Raw genomic sequence first — 19506 nt, 5'->3', positions numbered from 1 at the left:
TTTTCTGTGGATGTGCGGAGGCCGGAAAGGGGGCCGCCAACAACTTCGGGAGGGTAGGTCGGCGGGATTCTGTATGACCGCGCTCATTGAGTTCCACGGACGACGCATGCCGCACGGTTCGAGCAATTCGGCCCTTTTATTCGAATTCTTGCGAGTCGGGCCGCACGGACTTCGGAGGCGAACGAGCGTTGAAGTCGTCGGCCGTTTGGCGAGCCGCATAACGCTGCTCGAGTGGCGGAGGGGGGAACACCTCGGCCGGGTCCTCGTAATGACCAGAACGGCGCCACCGGCCACCCGGACAGGAAGTGCGCGCGCCGTCGGCGCATTCACGCATCAAGCCGGCTGAGGGCCGGTCCGATTCGTCGCAGCCGGAAGCGAGGTGACCAGGGCCCAGAAACCGTCGGCGCGCTGCGAGAGCGATCAGGACGCCGGCCTCGGCCTCCTCCGCGTGGAGGTTGAGGCGCACGCCGCCGGCCCCCGTAGAGCGTGCCCAACCGTGCACGCGATCGGCACCCGAGGGGCCTGTTGCGGGGTGGCGCGCCCGCCGCTGCCGGGGCCGTGTGACGGAAGCCGGTCAGCGCCCTGTGAGCGAGCCACAGCATGGTCGCACCGGTCGACGACGGTGATCACGAGCATGACTGTGCGGGCGACGTCACGAATGCAAGACTTCCGGTGGCCATCGGCTGGACGTCTGCAGCGCACTCCCCCAGCCTGGCCCACCGGCCTTGAGGCGGCTCGCTTCGGGTCGCCCGGCCGCCGCCTCTCCGCCCGCGGCGACCCATCGACGGCGAGGTCTTTTCGGCCTCATGCGCCGCCGGGCGCTCACACCCGACAGCCGCGGTCGCGTCACTGGGGGGAGGGCCCGGTGACGCGACCGTCCTGGCCTCGCGTCACGCTCGGATGGTGACCAGCTTCTGACCGTTGCCTGCGTGGATCTCGAAGTGCTCGATGGCTCCTGGAGACATGGCGACCGCGCCTTGGATCGTGGTACCGGGAGGGTACCCGCCCGCCCGCCAGCTGGCGACGTTCGTCCTGGCTCCGCCGGGCCCGACCGCCTGCAGCCAGCAGGTGATTCCGGCGGGTGCCCCCCTGGCCGAGACCTGCACGACACTGCCCCAGGAAGAGGGCGAGACCTTCACCGAGGCGGAGACGCCGGTGGCGGGATCGTTTCCGGAGAAGGTGCGATAGGCAGCCGGCGCGGTCGGCCCGGGCGGTGCCGCCTGACTGCCCACGGATCCGACAGCCGCCAGCCATGTGCCGCCGGCCGCTGCAGCGATGAACATCACCGAGGCGGCAGCGCCGGCCAGTTGCAGACGCCAGGTCCTGCGGCGCCGGGACGCGGCCTGCTGGAGCAGCCTCTCCAGCAGACCCCCCGTCGGCACCGGCGACACCGCGGGTGTGGCGGGCCGTTCGGGCAGGGGGCCGTGCGCGCCTTCGGCTGCTCGCGCCACCAGCCGGTCGGCCAGGTCCCCGTCGGCCGTCGGCGCCGTACGGCCCGAGGCTTCGACTTCGGCTTCGGTCACCGTCGCCAGCAGCGCAGGCAATCCCGTCAGCTGGGTGTGTTCGGCCCGACAATCGGCGCATTCCGCGAGGTGGACGCGCACTCGTTCCATTTCCGCTGAGGGCAGCGTGCCCAGTACGTATCCCCCCAGCGCCAGCTGGAGGGCGTCGTGCTCCGCACTCATGGTCGCCACCTCCTGTACACCACGGTCATGGCTCGATCCCCCGCTCCTGCAGTGCCAGCCGAAGGGCGTGCAGGGCGTAGTACGTGCGCGACTTCACGGTGCCCAGCGGGATGCCCAGCACCTGCGCGGCCTCCACCATGGTCCGGCCACGGTAGTAGGTCTCCAGCAGGACGGCGCGGTGATCCGGGGTCAGTGACCGCAGCGCGTCGGCAACCGCCCAGCTCTCCAGCGCCTTCTCGATCTCGTCCTCGCCGGGTTTCTGCTCGGCGGTCCACTCCAGCGCCTCGCCACCGGCCTCGGACGGCCTCGCCTGCCGGGCCCGGTGGGCGTCGATGACCAGGTGCCGGGCGACCGTACACAGCCATGCCCGGGCCGGGCCGCGTGCGGGGTCGAACGCGGTGGGATGCTGCCAGGCTCGCAGCATCGTCTCCTGCACCACATCCTCCGCCCATTGCCAGTCTCCTGAGGTCAGTCGCAGCACGTAGTGGAACAGGGCTCCTGCGTGCTCCGCGTACAGGGTGCGCAGCAGTTCCTCGTCCGCGATCGAAAGGGTCCCTTTACCAGAGACACGGTTCGCGGAGCGATCCGGATCGGTCCTTGGACCACGTTTTCGGGAACTCCAGGGCATAAGTAGATCATCGCGCATATATACCGCTTTGTCCTGTAACGCACCACGCACCTTCGGTGACGCTCTGCGAGCACCGCAGGCGCGTCGCCCCGCCGTGCCTTGCGGCACCAATGGGACCCAGCGTGCGAGGCCCGCAGCCGGAGGCCGACTGATTCACCTCGACACCAAGAGGTCTCATAAAAAGTACATATCTACCGAACCGTGGGGCCCCCGCCGTCCGTGGAGCCAGACAAGAACCGACTCAGTCGGCGCCATCACGCAGCCTCGGCCGGTGCTCGATCGCCGGGTCCATCAGGGGCGCACGCCCATGAACACGGCATCCACGCCCATCCCTGCGGTTACTTGCGCCCAGCCGGAGCAGCCCCTGCCACCGCCTGATCAGTGAGGAGCGGACACCATGTACCTGAACTTTCGCACGCCAGGGCGTCGATCACGGACCGCGGCGGGGCTGACCGTCGCCACCGTTGCCACTGCCACCGCGCTGGGGCTCCTCAGCGCATGCGGCCAGTCGGCGCATTCCTCGTCCACCGGAGCCGGGGCCATCACACCCGCTGCCGGTCAGCACCAGATGGCGGGCATGCCCGGAGCCACGGGGCCGGGGAACTCGGCGGGCTCCGCTTCCGGCGCCTCACCTATGCCGAGCATGAGCATGAGCATGCCCATGAGCCCTTCACATTCGGGCGGATCGGCCCCACGGGTGGCCGGCAACGCCGTGGCGATCAACAACTTCGCATTCTCCCCGGCCGCGCTGAAGGTCAAAGCGGGCACGACGGTGACCTGGACCAATCGGGACGCCGACGCCCACACCGTCACCAGCGCCGGATCGGGCGGCCCGTTGCATTCGGCCGCCCTGGCCACCCACGCCACCTACTCGTACACGTTCACCAAACCCGGCACCTACGCCTATCTGTGCACCATCCATCCGTTCATGACCGGCACCGTGGAGGTGACCTGATGAGCAACTACTACGACCGTCACGAAGGGGCATCGGCCGAAGACGCCGGAGACCCCGAAGTCGAAAACGGCATGAGCCGGCGCCAACTGCTCCGACACGCGGGGTGGTTCGGCGGAGCGGTAGTGCTGACCGTGGCCAGTGGAGAGGTGATCAGCCACATAGCGGACTCCAGGGACACCAACGCCGAACCCGTTGCGGCTGAAAGCGGCGCGCTGCGGTTCGTGCAGATCTCCGACAGCCACATCGGATTCCGGGGCCCGGCGAACGTGGACGTGGTCGGCTCGTTCACCGAAGCGATCAACCAGGTCAACTCGCTCGGATACAGACCGGACTTCGTCATGCACAGCGGCGACCTCACTCACCTGTCCACAGCCGGGCAGTTCGACCAAGTCAAGCAGCTGATGGCGGGGTTGAAGGCAGACCGCATCTTCACCGTGCCGGGCGAGCACGACTCCATCGGCGATGCCGGCCGCGCCTACCGGCGGACCTTCGGCATGGGCACGCTCGGCGACGGCTGGTACAGCTTCGACACCCACGGAGTGCACTTCATCGCTCTGGTCAACACCATGAGCCTGGAGAAGCTCGGGCACCTCGGCAACGAACAGATCGACTTCGTCCGCAAAGACGTCGCAGGACTGTCGTCGGACACCCCCATCGTGGTCTTCAGCCACATCCCGCTGTTCGCCATGTACCCGAAGTGGGGCTGGAGTACCGATGACGCCCTCAAGGTCATCGCTCTCCTTCGCCGCTTCTCCTCCGTCACTTGTCTCAACGGGCACGTCCACCAGCTGTTCACCAAGACGGACGGCAACATCACCTTCCACTCCGCCACCACTACGGCCTACCCCCTGCCGAAACCGGGCCGCGCTCCCGCCCCCACCCCGCAGGTCGTCCCTGCCCGGCAGCTGAAAGACGCACTCGGCATCCGCAGCGTCGGCTACCGGCAAGGCGACCGCGAACTCGCCGTCAAGGACCAGAGGCTGGCATGAACGCCCGAAGACTCCTCTCCCCCACCCTGCGGACGGCGACCGCCGCAACCCTCGCTGCCGGCGGGTACATCCACGCCCAGCTCTACATCGGCGGGTACCGCTTCATCCACGTCGTGGGCTCCCTGTTCCTGCTCCAGGCCAGCGCCTCGTTCGCCCTCGCCGCCGTGCTGCTGGTCGGGACCCCACCCCCGCTGCTGAGGATCGCCGAGGCAGGCGTCGCTCTCGGCGCTCTCGGCGGCTTCACCGCTTCGCGGACCGTAGGCGTGTTCGGATTCACCGAGACCGGTCTGCAGCCCGCACCACAAGCCGTCCTCAGCATCCTCGCCGAAACCGGCACGCTGCTGCTCCTCGCCATCTGGCAGGTGACCATGACGAGACAACCACGCGCTGCCCGACCGCCCGTCAGCACACCCGACTGGGCCACGACCCGCACACCACCCACCTGAACGACCCTCACGAAGCCGCCCGGATGCCTGCGTTCTGGCTCGGGGGGCGGCGGCACCGGCAGAGCGCGAGCCGTAGGCGGACAGCGGTGTGAACGCCGTACGCCCATAGGCAGGCCGGGGGGCGCACCGGCTGCGTCCCCCCTCCCCCCGGCCGGCGCCGCCACCCCCAGCCGTGCCGTGGACGCAGCACACCGCGCCCGTGGCCACCGACACCGTCGAGAGGCGGGCCTGTAGCGACGCCTGTGAAGTCGGATTCGCCGCCGAACACACCATCGGCCTCACCGGCGCTGTCTGCGCCGCCCGCCCCTCATTCCGAAACCAAGGAGCACCCCCATGTACCTGGAACCGCGCCCAGGAATCGCTTGGCCGAGCCCGCACCTCCGCGAAATGAGTGACACGGTACGGGCCTTGCTCGGCCTGGACGACGACACCGCCGTCATAATCCGCCAACTCATCTGTGGCGAAGTCGGCTGCCCACCGCTGGAAACCGTCGTCAAGGTACTGCCCATGGACGGCGAGGCCCGCCGCTGGACGCTCCACCTCCCCGCTGAGCAGGTCACCAAGAACGAGCTGCGGGCCACCTTGCTCCACCACCGACCGAGCTGACCGGCGGACGGCGAGCCCCGCGCGAAAGTGCTCGACGCCTTCACCGGGCACGACCATCCAGAACTCGTGCCGCTCACTCAGGACATGGAAACCCCAGGTCGCAACAGGGGCGGCGGCGGTTCAGGACACCACGGGAGCGCCGTCTGTGACCTCGCTCAGCCGGACCGTGCACAGCCCGCGGGGCTCGCTCTTCACCTCCGTCACCTTGAGCTGGGTACCCGGCGTAAGGATGTACTCCTCCTCGCCGGTGAAGGCGGAGAAGCTCTTGATCCCGACCGCCCGGGCCGGCGTCACCTCGAAGAGGGTCCGCTTGCCGCGACTGCCCAAGAACGCCCTGGCCACCTTCAGCTCGGAGGTGCACGAGGAGACGCCCCACCAGGTCACCGTCCGGCCCACCGGGTACTGCGCCCGAAGGTCGAGCGACACCCCGCGCCACAACGGCTGCGTGTAGGTGGGCAGCTCCGAGACCGCCGAGAACAGCAGCCGCAGGTACGGCAGGTAGGGGGTGACCCTGGTGCGGTCGGGGGAGCGCAGAACGCTGTTGATCTCGCGGTAGAAGGCTGACTCACAGGTGTAGAGGTGGAGCGCGGCGATCGCGTCGGCGGACAGGCCGCCGCCGGCCGCCTGGTCCGCACGCAATTTACCGAAGTCGTGGGAGCGCCGGATGTGCCCGGCCAGCCCCGACAGCGCCGTGGAGACCGGGGCGACGGCGTCCTGGAAGTCCATCAGCGGGGAGTCGAAGACGCCGGTGATCGAGGGCAGGACGAGGCCCTCGTCCTTGACGCTGGTGAGGCGCTCCAGGTACAGCTGGTGCAGGTTCATGGTCGACTCGATGAAGGCGCCCATACGCGCTGAGACATCCCCGTCCGCACCGCCCGCACCGGCCGCGGACTCGTTCCACCCCTTGCTCGGCAGCCAGTCGATGGGGTCGGCGCCCAGTGTGGTCAGGGCGTCGTTGACCTGGGCGAAGTGGTCGCCCTCGCAGAAGATGTCGCCCTGGGCCGCCGGATTCGCATGGTCGAGGTGGCGGACATCGACGTCGGGGTACTTCTGCTGGAGCCGCAGGACGACCCGCTTCAGGCTGCGGGCGTGCGCCCCCCACCACGCGAAGACGACCCCGCGGTCCTCCTCGGTCGCGTCCTGCTTGGCCTTGAGGATCTCCTCGACGATGCGCTCGGCGACGGGCCGCCAGAACGCCGTGTGCTGGTCGGCACCCATCGCCCCGTCGCCGCTCGCGGTCAGCGACGCGTTCAGCAGGAGCACGCCCTGCGTCAGCATCGCCTGGAACCACTCCGGCGGCTGGACCGTGTCCCGCTCCTTCAGCAGCGCCCGCACGTCGGCGATCGGGGTCTTCTTGGCGATGCCGTACTTCCACATCGCCGCCGCCTTGATGAGGCACCGGATGCTGACGACCCGGCCGAACTGGCTGTCCTTCCAGTCGCTGAAAGTGTTGTCGAACATGGCTATGCCGGTGGCGCTCTCCGGCCGCGGGTACGGGTTCTGACCGAAGACCACGACCTTCCACTTGTGCGGCGGGTTCGGCTTGAGCGCCTGGAACGTCAGCTCGCGGACCGGGACCACCTCGTGGCTGCGGTCCTTCCCGATGAACCGTGCGGCGTCCGGTTGCGCCTCGATGACCGGCTTCAGCAGCGGCAGCCAGGCCTCCCCGCCGCCGTCGAAGAGCTCGGTCAGGGCGAGGGGGTCGTTCGCATCGGGCTGGGGCTGCAGCGGCTGACCCGGAGCCGGGACGCCGGTCGTCGATTCGGTCATGTCGGAGGCGCATTCGCTCGTCGTGGCAGGTGGAGAGGAGGCGGCGGCGGCATGGGCGGGAGCGGCAGATTCAGGCGCCGACGCGGCGGCGGCGGGCGTGATGGCCGTCGGCGGCACGATGCGCACCCGCTGGTCCACGGGCGCGTTCTCGATCCCGTGGAGCTGGGAGATGATCGTGGACCGCAACTCGTCGTCGTCCTCGAACCAATGGTCGTGGAAGAGCGTGTAGCCGGTCCACATCAGATTGGCGCACACCCGGGCCGGCACCTGGCCGGTCTGCGCTCCCATCCCGACCAGCGCCACGGACCGGATACTGCCCGGCTTCTTCCGGTTCTGCCGGTGGACGGCCTGGAAAGCGGCCGCGCACGCCAGCGCCACGTTCAGCGTGGCGCTCACGTTCTGTGAGGACCGCACCATCGTCGGCGTCGATATCAGGTACCGGGGGACGGTGGCTCCGGACGGGACGCAGACCGCGCTGCCCACCGGCATGGGTCCGGCGAACCGGTCACGGATCGCCCGCTGGACTCGCACCTGAATGCCGGACCCCAGGTACCGCTTGATGACGGCGTCGACCCCGCCGTCCATCCGGCCCCGGGAGTTCGTGGGTGTGACCCAGGCGTCGACGTCCTCGTCGAGGATCGAGCCCTTGCGGATCTCGATGCCGGGGGTGTCGGCGAACGCGGCACGCCACGCCTCCACCACACGCTCGTTGACATCTGTCAGCACCACCCTGAGCACGGGCAGCACACTGCTCTCGGTCATCGTCCACTCCTGTTTTCCAACAGCGGTTCCAAGACCTCGAACGTATCTGCCACCACTGACAACGCAGCCCCGGCAAGGGGCCGGTGACCTACCGGCAGGCGCGCCGACGAGCCCGCCGTGACAAGACGCCTTCGGTTACGGTGAGTCACGCTCGGTTTCTAGCGCCACGGATCGAGGGCGTGCTTGCCGCAGGTCCGGCCCGCTTCGAGTTCCTGCAGCACGGCCGGTCCCTCCGCCAGGGGGTGGACCTGAGGCGTACCGGGCACGTACACGCCAGCAGCGATGAGCGTGCTGATGTCGGCGAGCAGTTCGTCATAGATGGACGGGGCCGCAGTCGCCAACGCGCCTATGTGCAGGCCCTTGACTTGCACAGGATGGGTGAAAACCAGGTCATGTGCGGTCAGACTGGCATTGCCGGAGGCGGCTCCGAACACGACGATGCGTCCGGTGAAGGATTTGGTGACGGCCAGGCTGACTTGGAACGTGGCTTGTCCTACAGACTCCAGGACCAGATCCACGCCGCCGGTCAGGCGCATGATCTCCGCGGCCAGATCGGGGCGGGCGCTGTCCAGGACCGCGTCGGCGCCGAGCGCTTTGACGGCGCGGTGCTTGGCCGGTGAGGCCGTGGCGATCACGCGTGCGCCGTAATGGTGGGCGAGGCGAACTGCGGCTTGGCCCACACCGCCGGCCGCGGCATGAATGAGCACCACGTCATCCTTCTTGACCTCGCCCAGCGGTTTCAATGCCGCCAACGCGGTCGCCCAGTTCAACACCAGACCAAGGGCTTCAGCGTCCGACCAACCCGATGGGACCGCAAGCACCTCCGTGGCCGGCATCGTCATGTACTGCGCGAAGGCGCCCGGGCCGGCTCCGACCACGTGGGTGCCAACCTCAAGTGGGTTGACGACGTCCGTACCGATGGCAACGATCTCGCCGGCCGCTTCGAAGCCCGCCACATAGGGCGCCCGTGGTCCTCCTGCGTAGGTTCCATGGGTCTGCATGACGTCCGCGAAGTTGACCCCGGCGGCACCGACTCGAATCAGATACTCGCCTGGGCCCGGGGTGGGCCGGCGATGGACCGTCGCGAGGCTCTGGTCCTTCGGCCCACGGTGCGAATGCTGAATCAGGGCCCGCATCGTCTGCTCGGCCCTGTGGTACTGCTCCTTGATCTCCATGCCCGGGAACGTAGAAGCTTCACACAGGCGTCAAGGTCAAGTGGCGATCATGCGTCAGCGGTCCGGGCCTCTCGCAGGTAGACGTCGAGTGCTGCCTGCTGAGCACTGAGATCGGCAATGCGGGCAGCGAGCCGATCGCGATAGCTCCGCACCTCGTGAAAGAACTCGGCACACACCACGTCTGTGCCGACATCACCGGGACCTTCCGTGAGGCGAGGCAGGGCCTCCTTGATCAAACGCACCGGCAGTCCCGACTCCAGCAGCGAGCGGATGACGAGGACTCGGTCGATGGTCGACGTGCAGTAGTCGCGGTACCCGTTGGTGAAGCGACCCGGGACTATCAAGCCCTCGTCCTCGTAGTACCGCAACGACCTGGCACTCACGCCGCTGGCCCTGGACGCTTCGCTGGTCTTCATATCTGGAAGCAACGTCCGGGCGTTCCGCGAACTTCCAAGCGGCAACTACCTCCTGACCACCCACACCTGCTGCCCCGCCACACCCAGCGTTCGGCCTGCCGAAACCGCCTGAGCCATGGGTCGCATGGGTCGACCTGGCAACCGGCCGGTTCCGGCGCCGCGCCGGAGCCAGGCTCGGGTCGCCGCCCTGCGCCGGCAGGCGGCGCGGGCCGCGTCCCGCCGTCGCTGACCGGGGCGGCCGAAAAAGGCGCATCCTTCACTCAGCGAGGACTGGGAACATCCGTGGATTCTCCGGCTTCCCTGTTTCTTCGGCGTCTCTTTATCGAGGTTACTAGGGTGATCGAATGGACGTAGGGGCGGTGCTGATAGCGGTCACTGGTGTAGCGGGAACTCTCGGCGGCGCGTTGCTGACCCAGCGGGGCGCCGACAGGGCCAAGAAGCGCGAGTTGGAGATGGTCCACGCCATCCAGGAATCACGCGAGAATCGTGAGCTACGCCGGAGCTGCTACACACAGCTGCATCGGGATGCCAGGCAGTTCACTACGGCGCTCAGCCGACACTTGTACGTCATGCGGGATCGCACGCTCCGGCAGGAGGACGTAGCGGCGTTGGAAGGGTCCAAAGACGCCTACCGCGACATGGACAGATCAAACGCCTGGAACAGGGAAATCCCCGGCCTGGCGAGAGCCTTCAGTCAGCCGCAGAAGCGCAGCATGCACTCTGGTCCCTAATAAGCGTCACGAGAGAGGCGATGCGTCGTGATCTGGGCGTCACTGCAGACGCCGGCGGGGTAGCCACCCGTCGAACACCGTTGGGCTCCTCCAGCAACCCCCTCGTCTTGACTCGGGATTTCACCGAGTCGCTCGACGGCCTCGACTTCTAGGCCGTTACTTTGTCGGTTGGTGGTCCGACGATGAGCAGCTGCGCGGTGGGACTCCACCGCCGAGGCAGCGGTCGAACCAGTCGCGAACACGGTGGAGAAAGTCGATCTGGTGACCGCGTTCCGCGAAGCCGTGTCCTTCACGCGGATAGACCACGAACTCGTGCTCGACCCCGAAGCGGCGCAGTGCCCGGTGGAAGAAAAGCGCCTGGCCCAGTGGCACATTGGTGTCGTCTTGGCCGTGCAAGATCAGCACTGGGGTGCGGATTCTGGAGGCGAAGCTGATCGGGCTGTGCGCGTCGTGGTGATGAGGGCCGGGTCCCTCCCAGCCGTGGCTGCCACCGAGGCCTGCCTCCAGGGCGCCTTCTTCGCCGATCGCAGCCTGCATACCCCAGTCGCTGATTCCGGCGCCCATCATGGCACCCTTGAACCGGTCGGTCTGTCCGACGGCCCAGGCCGCCATGAACCCGCCGTGGCTCCAACCGCCGATCCCCAGCCGGTCCGGGTCCGCGACGCCCGCCTCCACCAGCAGGTCGACCCCTGCCAGGATGTCACTGAATTCCTCGGAGCCGACCCGCGCTGCCACCGCGGCCGCGAACGCGTGGCCATGGCCCTGGCCGCCGCGCGGGTTGGGAAGGAACACGGCATAGCCGGCACTCGCGAGCCACTGGCCCGGAGAGAACCACCCGGGGTCGAACTCGTCCGCCCAGCGGTGATAGGGACCGCCGTGCACGAACGTGACCAGCGGGAAAGGGCCGTCTTCGTGCGTCTGATGGGGTGGGAGGATCAGCAGGCCGTCGAGACCGAGTCCGTCGTCGGCCTGGTAGGACAGGCGCTCCTGGGTGCCCCAGTCGATCTCGCGCAGTTCGGGCCTGGTATCGGTGAGTCGGGACAACGGGCCCTGCGCCGATCCCGCGAAGACGTCAGCGGGCGCTGGAGCGGCGCTCACCAGCGCGGCGATGGGGCCGCCTGCGTGGCTGGACGCCAGCGAAGCGATCAGGCCCTGTCGTGCGGATACGCGGTGGAAGGTCTGCGTGTCGGGATCAAGCCGGTAGATCGCCGTGTCGAGGCCGTCGGCGAACAGGGCCAGCGGAGCGCCGTCGCGCACTTGCACGAGTTCCGCGGGGCATACGGTCATCCCCTCGGTCAGGTTGCGGTGCACCGCCGCAGGGCCGGTCGCGGGCACAACGATGTCGAGCACTGCCATGCCTCCGACCAGACCGGGCGGGGTCACTGCCAGATAGGCCAGGTGCCAACCATCGTGCGCGTGCCACCAGGCAGGGGAGTCGGCCTGGAGTTCGAGGCGCCCGAGACTGCGTACCGCGCAGCTGGCAGGATCGACCAGGTGCAGTTCGGCGGTGAAGATGCCGGGGTCGGTGTCCGCATGGGCCCAGCTGACGATGGCCAGGGGTCCACCGTCCGGCCGTTGGGAAACCTCGACCACATGCCGATCAGCCAGCCCGTCCACCGTCCGTAGCTCACGCGTGTCGAGATTCAGCAGTCGTAGCCGGGTGCTTGGGCTGTGTCCCCAGAGGATCGGATCATCCCCCTCGTCCTGATTCACCTCGTCCTCTGCCAACACGGCGACGGTCCGCCCGTCGGCCAGCGGCCAGTGGTCCGTGATCCCGCCCCGCCAATTGGTCAGGACCTGCGCGGCGCTTCGCTCCGTGCCGTTCGTCCGCACGTGGTGCAGTTGGCCGTCCGAACGGAACAGCAGCGAGGTTGAGTCCGGGCTCCAGCGAGGACGTTGGCATGCCACCGCGGGAGCGATCGGTTCGGGAGGTGACGAACCGTCACTAGGGCTCAACCACAAGCTGCTCGAGCGCCTGCCGTTCGGGTCGGGTGCCTCGACGCAGTACGCGACAAGGCGCCCGTTCGGGGAGATGACCGGGGAGACGGGCAATGCGCCGTCCACCAGGAGTTCGGCACTGGGCAGTTTGTCGATGGCAGCCATATGACGTCCCTTCGCAGGCCGCGGATACTGACGTCCGACCGAGGATGATGAAACGCGCATCCAAGGCGTGGCCGTCTGGCTGGACGGTGCATCCGAAGTACTGCGTCATGCAAGCGCTTTATCGTCTCGTCCGACACCCGCAAGGGCCGACGCTACGGCCACCGTCCTCGTCGAGATCGTCTGCCGCGACCGGGCTCCGCTCTTCCCCGAAGGTGCTGCCGCCGTGCCCCGCAGGCCATTCAGCTCGCGGACCGGTGGCACCTCTGGCACAACCTGAGCGAGGCCGCCGAGCGGGCAATCGCCCGCCACCTCCAGTGCCTTCAAGCCCTTGTTCCCGCGCCTCCCGAACCCGGGCCCGAGTCGCCGCGCAAGAGGAAGCGTCCGGTTCTCCGTGGCCGACCGGGCACCGGTTCGCAACCGCACTCGGGCCCGGCATGCCGCCGTCCACGCACGCTTTCAGGCAGGACAGCCTGCGTTCGGTCCGATGGGGGTCAGGTCTCGGCGCATTCGTCGATGACGGCGCAGGCGAGGCGAATGCCGCCCAGGTAGGTCGAGATGCCGTCATCGCCGTGCATGTGGGGCGCGTCCTGGAACCACTGCGGCCACAGGCCGCCCTCCTGGAGGAAGCGGCTGGCCCGGTCGCCGTGCAGGACGGAGTCGGTGTACGCGAGGGCGCCCATGACTATGGGCTGGTCGTAGGCGAGGTCGGGCCGGCGCAGGTAGCGATCCAGGTAAGCGGCGAGGAGGTCGGCGTCCCGTGCGGAGCCGAAACTCGCCAGCGCCACGCAGTAGGCGCCGCCAGCGCAGCAGACCTCGCTCTCCAGCAGCAGTGCTCCCAGACGCTCGCGGAAGTGGTCACGGCGCGAGACGGCGGCGAGCCAGGCCGCGGTCCGCCGCTCGCGCCAGCTGCCCTCGAAGAGGATGGTGAGCTCGGCGTCGGAGACAGCATGCGCGTCAGCGGCCAGGGCATGAACGAACGGCTCGTACTCCTCGCGCGCCATACGAAGCACCGCTCCGCCGAGCTTCAGGTAGCGGCGCGCGGGGGCGCAATAGCGGCGGAACAGAGCCTGTATCTCAGGGTCGTGGCGGATCACCACCCCATCCTCTCGCAACAATCATGCAGCTGAGGGCGTGGGACGGACACGCCTGCGGTGATCCCGGGATGGGCGGACGCCACATGGGCCCCGGTTCGTCTGACCCGAGCGAACGCTTGGTGCACGTGGGCCAGTAGGCGCCTGGGCCCACCTACGCCGCGGTCCGGTCGGACGATGACAAACGCCGTTGAGCAAGGTGGGTTGGGGTGGCCGGGGTCAGGGGCCCGACGCTGCGGCCGGGTAGCCGCCGCCCGCTCCACGGTCCGCCGGGTTCGGCTGAGCCCCTTGGCCCGTCGAGTGGCAACGCGCCTTCCGTATCGTCCGGCTGCCTGCCTTCAGGCCAGTGGCAGATTGCCGGTGAAGCCAGGCGACGTCGTACATCGAGGCGTAGGCCTCAGGAGCTGGTTCCTCACTCAACGCCTCCGCTTCTTCGGGCTGGACGCCGTTCAGCAAGGGGCGCCAGCCCTGCAGCCGCGGCTAGACAGAGAACATGCGCGTGGTTCCGACTGTCTGCCGACTCGTTTGCCGTGCCGATGGGGCTCGGTGGCCATCGGACAGGGGGCCTGGGGACCGGGGCGGGGCGGGGCGGGGCGTCAGAGTGTCGTGCGGTTTCAGCCGATCACCTCGCCAGCGACGCTGAGGCGGCGTCTTCCGGCCAGGATGCATTGCTGAACGGGCGGGCGGCCACCAGCCTTGTGTCTCGGACCTGGCGGCCGCTCGACCCTGGTGGGGCTAGTGCGCTCCGATGGTGGTCCTCGGGCTCTGTACGTCGCCGTAGTACCTGCCGTTCAGCCAGAAGCCGGTGGAGACCACGTAGGTGCCCGCCGGCGCATCCCAGTATTCGCTGTATCCGGGCGCCCCACCGCCGGTTCCCGCGACAGTGGTGCCCTGGCCGGTGGAGACCCCGGACCCGCAGCCGAAGTCGTGCGCCCAGCCGCCGGTGTTGACGTTGATCGCGTGCGCGCAGTACACCACGCCGGTGCCGGAGTAGTTCTGGAACGGGATCGTGGCGGAGATGGTGTAGCCGTTGTTCTCGACCCAGTAGCAGGAGTCGATCGAGATGTTGTCGGTGATGTACGCGTAGTTGTGCGTGGTCCATGACCGGCACGCGTGTGCGCTGTACGCCGGGGAGGCGACGTGGGTGCCGGGCGACGGGGTGGCGGCATGGGCGCCGGTCGCCGTGAGGAGGCTGCCGGCCAGGGAGGCCGCAACGGCTGCCGAGACGGTGAGTGCCTTCTTGAAACTCATGGGTACCTTCCAGTGTCGACGCTTTCGCGTGGTTCGTGAGACCGGTGAGCGTGTGCCTCGTTCCTCATCCGGCGCATTCCTGCGTCGGTGACGAGCTCCGGTTCAGGCCGACCGTCCTGCCCCGGCTGGGCGTGGCCGCTTGGCCGGTGAGAGCTGCGGTCCTGCGGTCCTGCCCGCCCATCGGTCAGCCATGGGCCTGGGCCACTCCGGTGCGGCGACAGCGGTGACAGTGGCGATGGCCGTCGTCGCGGTCATCACCGCCGCCTTGGCCGAACGTTGCATTGCCGTTCCTTTCGTTGCACGGGAATGGCTGAGTGACCCACGGTGACGCTATGGACGCGGGTCCGCCGGCCGTCCTAGGTTCGTCCTAATGCCAGGTCAGCGAGGCAATCGGCGCTGAGCGTGAAGTACCGGGGGGAACATGCGATTTGGCGTGCTGGGACCGTTACACGCCCAGATCACCGGGCGCGAAGTCCGGCTCGACGGACCGCGGCAGGCGAAGATGCTGGCCGCCCTTTTGGTCGACGCCAACAACGTCGTCGCCATGGAACGGCTCGTCACCGTGATGTGGGACGAGAGAGCACCCGCCACCGCCGTCCGTCAGGTCCAGGACGCTCTGTCCGGGCTGCGCCGCAACCTTGCCGCGTGCGGAGCACCCGGCTCCTTGATCAGCACGCGGCGCGGCGGCTACCAGATCCACCTGACCCCCGACCAGCTCGACCTACTGGAGTTCGACCACGAGCGGCACCTCGCCGAACGGCACAAAGCCCCCTTCGAGGCAGCTGTCGCGCTGCGGCGCGCGCTTGCCTGCTGGCGTGGGAACGCCCTGGCCGACATCTCCAGCCGGGCCCTGGAGTTCGATGCGGCACGGTTGAACGACAAGCGCGCCTCGACGCACAAACTGTGTCTGGGCATCGAACTCGACCTGGGTCGTCATCGCGAGGTCGTCGAGGAGCTGACCGCCCTGCGACGCGAACACCCCTACGACGAGCAGGTTGCCGAACACTTGATGGTCGCCCTCTACCGGTGCCAGCGACAAGGCGAGGCGCTGCAGGTGTACGAGCGGCTGCGCCAGACACTGGCAGGCGAACTCGGTGTCGACCCCACCCCGCCGGTCCAGGCGCTGCATCGGCGCATCCTGGTCGCCGATCCCGCCCTGGCGGCTTCTGCCCCGGCGAGCGGCCCCTCGGACACACGGCCGGAAGGTCCTGGCGCGGCGGCCACCGAACCGGACATGGCGATGCCGGTGCGTCAACTGCCGCTCGATGTACCTGACTTCGTGGGCCGCGTCGACGCGTTGTCCGAGGTCGCCCGATTACTCGACGCGTCGGCGCCGGACCGGGCCCCGGTGGCCGTCATCGTGGGCGGTCCAGGTGTCGGCAAGTCCTGTCTGGTGACGCACGCCGCCCGGCTGGCCAGCGCCGCCTTTCCCGACGGCCAGCTCTACCTCGACCTCGCCGGGACATCGGACGAGCCCCGAGACCCGGCACTGATGCTGGCCGAGGCGCTGCGCGCACTCTCGATCGCCGGCAGCGCGATCCCGAACGGCCTGTCCGAACGGGCCGCACTCTACCGGTCGTTGCTGGCGGACCGCCGGATGCTCGTGGTGCTGGACGATGCCGGTCAAGCCGGTCAGGTTCAGCCGTTGCTGCCGGGGGCCGACGGCTGTGCCGTGTTGATCACCAGCCGCACTCTGCAGACGCAACTTCCCGGCGCCCGGCACATCGACCTGGACGTGCTGAGCCCCGCAGAGGCGCGGGAGTTGTTCACCGGCATCGTCGGGCGGCGGCGGGTCGAGCGGGAGGCGGCGGAGGCCGACGCGATCCTCGACTGCTGCGGAAACCTGCCGCTGGCGATCCGGATCGCCGGCGCCAAGCTCACCGGCCGCCCCGCCTGGACCCTGCGGGTGCTGCGGGAGCGGATCGAGGACGAGTCCCGGCGGCTGGCCGAGCTGAGGATCGGTGATCTCAGCGTGCGAGCCAGCGTCGAACTGAGCTTACGGCTGCTGCCGGCCGACGCGGTGCGCGGCTTGAGCCTGCTGGGTCTGCTCGGCGCCTACACCCTGCCCGGTTGGGTGTTCGGCCCGCTGCTGGACCGCTCGGACGCCGAGGAGGTGCTGGACGTGCTCGTCGACGCCAGTCTGGTGCGGCTCACCGCCACCGACGCCATCGGCCAGCCGCGCTACCGCCTGCACGACCTGATCAGGACCTGTGCCATGGAGATCGCCGCCCGACTGCCGGCGGCGGACAAGAGGGACGCGATCATCCGGGTGCTGTCCGTCTGGCTCGATCTGGTCGGGCGCGGCACCGATCGGCTGCCGGCCGGGCTGCTGGCCGCCGCGCCCGGTTCGGCGCCGCGCCGGTCGCTGCCCGACGCGGTCGTGAACCGGCTCATGGCCGACCCGGTCGGCTGGTTCGACGCGGAACGCGACACCCTGCTCGGCGCGGTGAAACTGGCCGTGGACTGGGGACTGCACGAGCTGGCCTGGGAACTGACGGCCGGCACGGTGACCTACTACGACCACCGGTGCCTGTATCAGGACTGGGAACACGGACACCGGCTCGCGTTGGAGGCGGCCGAGACCGCCGGCAACCGGCGCGGCGCATCGGTGCTGCTGCGCGGGCTTGGCCAACTCCACATCTACCGCGACGAGTTCGACGGGGCGACCCATGCCCTCAAATCCTCCGCCGAGCTGTGCCAGGACGGCGGGGACAAACGCGGAGAGGCGTTGTCGGTGGCGATGCTGGGCACGGTCAGCCGGGTGCAGGGCCGTTACGACGAAGCCGCCGATCGTGTCGAGCAGGCGCTGGCTCTCGCAGTCGGTGAAGGAGACGGGCACCTCCAAGCGCAACTGTCCTGTTCCATGGCCGTGATGCGGCTCATGCACGGCGAACTCGACGAGGCGGAGTCCTGGTTCGACGAGGCCCTGCGCCAGGCCAGGGCCCTCGACGACGGGCATCGAGTGGCAGTCGTACTGCGTCGGTTCAGCCGCCTGCACGACCGGCGCGGTGATCCGGAAGAGGCGCTGCGCTGCCTGCGGCAGGCGCTGACCACCTTCGAGGAACTGGCCGACGAGCGGTGCGCCGCGTACACGCTGCTGGAAGTCGGCCGCGTCTACGCCGGTCAGCACGACCGGGACCGGGCGAACCCGGCGTTGGAACGCGCGGCGGACCTGTTCCACCGGCACGGGGACCGCCAGGACGAGGCCGCGTGCTGGCAACTGATCGGCGACCTGGACGACGCCGCCGGCATCCACCACCTGGCGCACCGGCACCGTGACCGAGCCCAACGGTTATGGCAGACGATCGGTGACACGCACCAGAGAAAGGCTGCAGCGCCGCCATCATCGCCGTGACCTGCCCGGATGCGCCATGCCGTCCCGCGTGCACTGCCCGAGAACCTCGAAGCCCGTCGGGCCGGACCAGATGCTGCGCTTCTGCCGCGGCTTCAGGTCGGGGAGCCGGATCGCGGGTGAGACCGGCGCTTTCGATCTGGAGCAGCCAGCCCTGGTGGGTGGAGTTCGGTCCGCTGCCCAGTACGGACGCGCCCGGCGGGCGGGTGAGGACGTGCTCGCCACCTCCCACGACGTTCTTTCCGTGGGACACAGCACCACGCCCGAGGCGCGGGCGCCACCGGCCGTGACGAGGACCGCCGCAACGGCCCCGGCAGTGACGGATGCGAGTGGGTCGCAGGCTTCACAAGAGACCCCTCCTGTCGCTCAGCTGTGGACCGGCCCGGCCCCACGACGAGACGAAGACCGGATGCCGCCCGCCCAGCCCGGGCGCGTGCACGCGCGCCTCAAGGCCCTCGACGCCCGGCCACCGGTCGGCCGCCTGCCCGCGTTGCGCCGCCACCACCCCAAAACAGCGCCATACGTAGGGCCTTTCGCTTCCCCAGCCACACCACGGCACGAGGTGAGGCAGGGCCCATACCCGCAGGCCACCGCTCCATGTTCCGGGCCGCCCGAACCCGCCGCGAGCGGGAGGACCGCCGGGGAGCAGCGGAGGTCGGGAAGGGCCCGGTCCTGGCGGCATCCCGGGCAGATGCCCCGCGACCGCACCGCGCCCTTTGAACACCTCGGGCAGATGTGTGCGCCCGGCACCAGGTGCCGACCTCGTCCTCGCGGCGGCCGCAGCGGCACCCGGCCGGGAAGAAGCGTTCGTCCTGCTCGTCGGCGGGCGCAGGACAGGCTCATGCGTCAGGCGGGACCCCGGGCCGCGGGAGGCCGCGGACCGCCGACGCTCCCGGGGCAAGGCCGGGAGGTGGCCGGTGACGGTCTCTCGAGCCCCGCCCCTTTCGGCGGTGGTGGCTGCCAGGCTGGCCGGCCGGGGGGCAGGAGAGGGCGCCGCCCGAGAGCAGACGGTGGACCTCAGAGACGGTCAGCCCGGATCCTCCCGTGTAGGGGTGCCGGTGTGCTCGTGACCGGCCCGTTATTGAATCACGCAGGGGCCGCCGTCTTTATCAGCGGGCGACGTGGTCCCTTCGCAGCGAGCGGCAGCCCAGTGAGCCGCCCAGGCCGAGGGCCTCGCGTTATGCCGGGAAACGGGAGCCGCCCCCGGCCGGCGGTCCGCAGGCCCCTTGCGGACAGCCAAGCGGCCACCGCCGTCGGTCCCGGACCGGGGGTGGGGACCTCGGTCGACCACTCCTCCCCCACGTCCAGACTCCAGGCGGAGACAGCCGGCACTCAGCGGCGCCAGGGCAGCGAGCCCTGCGTGGGCGGAGCGCATCCGCCGACCCGTGAAACAGGCACAGGTTCACACCACAATGGGTGATTTTTCCCCATAGAGCGTGAAAGTTCTTCGTGTGGCGATTTAGCACTCTATGGCGTTTTACACAAGTAAGGTGACCCAATTCACTTACGAAGCACCTTAGTGCTGCAAAACGCCCACAACTCCCCC

The 19506-nt window shown here is 69.0% G+C and carries 13 protein-coding genes; 5 read left to right on the top strand and 8 right to left on the bottom strand.

Features of this window, described 5'->3' with window-relative positions; translation table 11 throughout:
* Positions 1–890 precede the first annotated feature (890 nt).
* Both AB0N17_RS31750 and AB0N17_RS31745 read right to left on the bottom strand, forming a co-directional pair.
* The gene (locus AB0N17_RS31750) at positions 891–1685 is read right to left on the bottom strand and encodes a zf-HC2 domain-containing protein (protein ID WP_366015027.1); all 795 of its coding nucleotides are present in this window, start codon (positions 1683–1685) and stop codon (positions 891–893) included.
* Between the two features lie 25 nt (positions 1686–1710).
* Entirely contained in the window at positions 1711–2313 is a 603-nt protein-coding gene (locus tag AB0N17_RS31745; protein ID WP_366015026.1) for a sigma-70 family RNA polymerase sigma factor, read from the bottom strand.
* A gap of 661 nt (positions 2314–2974) precedes the next feature.
* On the opposite strand from AB0N17_RS31745, the gene AB0N17_RS31740 reads away from it, so the two are divergent.
* The 4 genes from AB0N17_RS31740 to AB0N17_RS31725 all read left to right on the top strand — a co-directional run bounded on the left by AB0N17_RS31740 (position 2975) and on the right by AB0N17_RS31725 (position 5309).
* Positions 2975–3268, top strand: a complete 294-nt coding sequence (locus tag AB0N17_RS31740) for a cupredoxin family copper-binding protein (RefSeq protein ID WP_366015025.1) — start codon at positions 2975–2977, stop codon at positions 3266–3268.
* Positions 3268–4257 (top strand): metallophosphoesterase, encoded by a 990-nt coding sequence (locus AB0N17_RS31735; protein ID WP_366015024.1) that lies wholly within the window; start codon positions 3268–3270, stop codon positions 4255–4257. The genes AB0N17_RS31740 and AB0N17_RS31735 overlap by 1 nt, the downstream gene beginning before the upstream one ends.
* Positions 4254–4703, top strand: a complete 450-nt coding sequence (locus tag AB0N17_RS31730; RefSeq protein ID WP_366015023.1) for a hypothetical protein — start codon at positions 4254–4256, stop codon at positions 4701–4703. The genes AB0N17_RS31735 and AB0N17_RS31730 overlap by 4 nt, the downstream gene beginning before the upstream one ends.
* A 387-nt stretch (positions 4704–5090) precedes the next feature.
* A complete protein-coding gene (locus tag AB0N17_RS31725; protein ID WP_366015022.1) occupies positions 5091–5309 on the top strand; it encodes a hypothetical protein in 219 nt (72 codons plus the stop codon).
* A gap of 120 nt (positions 5310–5429) precedes the next feature.
* On the opposite strand, the gene AB0N17_RS31720 is transcribed toward AB0N17_RS31725, so the two are convergent.
* From AB0N17_RS31720 to AB0N17_RS31695, 6 genes are all read right to left on the bottom strand, one after another.
* Positions 5430–7841 carry an ADP-ribosyltransferase domain-containing protein gene (locus AB0N17_RS31720; RefSeq protein ID WP_366015021.1) on the bottom strand — a complete coding sequence of 804 codons (2412 nt, stop codon included), beginning with the start codon at positions 7839–7841 and terminating at the stop codon, positions 5430–5432.
* A gap of 158 nt (positions 7842–7999) precedes the next feature.
* Positions 8000–9016 carry a zinc-binding dehydrogenase gene (locus AB0N17_RS31715; protein ID WP_366015020.1) on the bottom strand — a complete coding sequence of 339 codons (1017 nt, stop codon included), beginning with the start codon at positions 9014–9016 and terminating at the stop codon, positions 8000–8002.
* A 47-nt stretch (positions 9017–9063) separates the two neighbouring features.
* Entirely contained in the window at positions 9064–9432 is a 369-nt protein-coding gene (locus AB0N17_RS31710; RefSeq protein WP_366015019.1) for a MerR family transcriptional regulator, read from the bottom strand.
* An 887-nt stretch (positions 9433–10319) separates the two neighbouring features.
* Complete coding sequence (locus AB0N17_RS31705) at positions 10320–12266, bottom strand: prolyl oligopeptidase family serine peptidase (RefSeq protein WP_366015018.1); 1947 nt, start codon at positions 12264–12266, stop codon at positions 10320–10322.
* Positions 12267–12757: 491 nt separating this feature from the next.
* Entirely contained in the window at positions 12758–13360 is a 603-nt protein-coding gene (locus AB0N17_RS31700; RefSeq protein ID WP_366015017.1) for a DUF6000 family protein, read from the bottom strand.
* 732 nt (positions 13361–14092) lie between these two features.
* The gene (locus AB0N17_RS31695; RefSeq protein WP_366015016.1) at positions 14093–14608 is read right to left on the bottom strand and encodes a hypothetical protein; all 516 of its coding nucleotides are present in this window, start codon (positions 14606–14608) and stop codon (positions 14093–14095) included.
* Positions 14609–15041: 433 nt separating this feature from the next.
* Between AB0N17_RS31695 and AB0N17_RS31690 the strand changes: the two genes are divergently transcribed.
* Entirely contained in the window at positions 15042–17963 is a 2922-nt protein-coding gene (locus AB0N17_RS31690; protein ID WP_366015015.1) for a BTAD domain-containing putative transcriptional regulator, read from the top strand.
* The last annotated feature ends 1543 nt before the right edge of the window (positions 17964–19506 follow it).

This window comes from Streptomyces sp. NPDC051133 (assembly GCF_040682635.1).
Lineage (GTDB): Bacteria > Actinomycetota > Actinomycetes > Streptomycetales > Streptomycetaceae > Streptomyces.
Note: the sequence above shows the minus strand (reverse complement) of the source record. Positions and strands in the feature narration are given on the sequence as shown.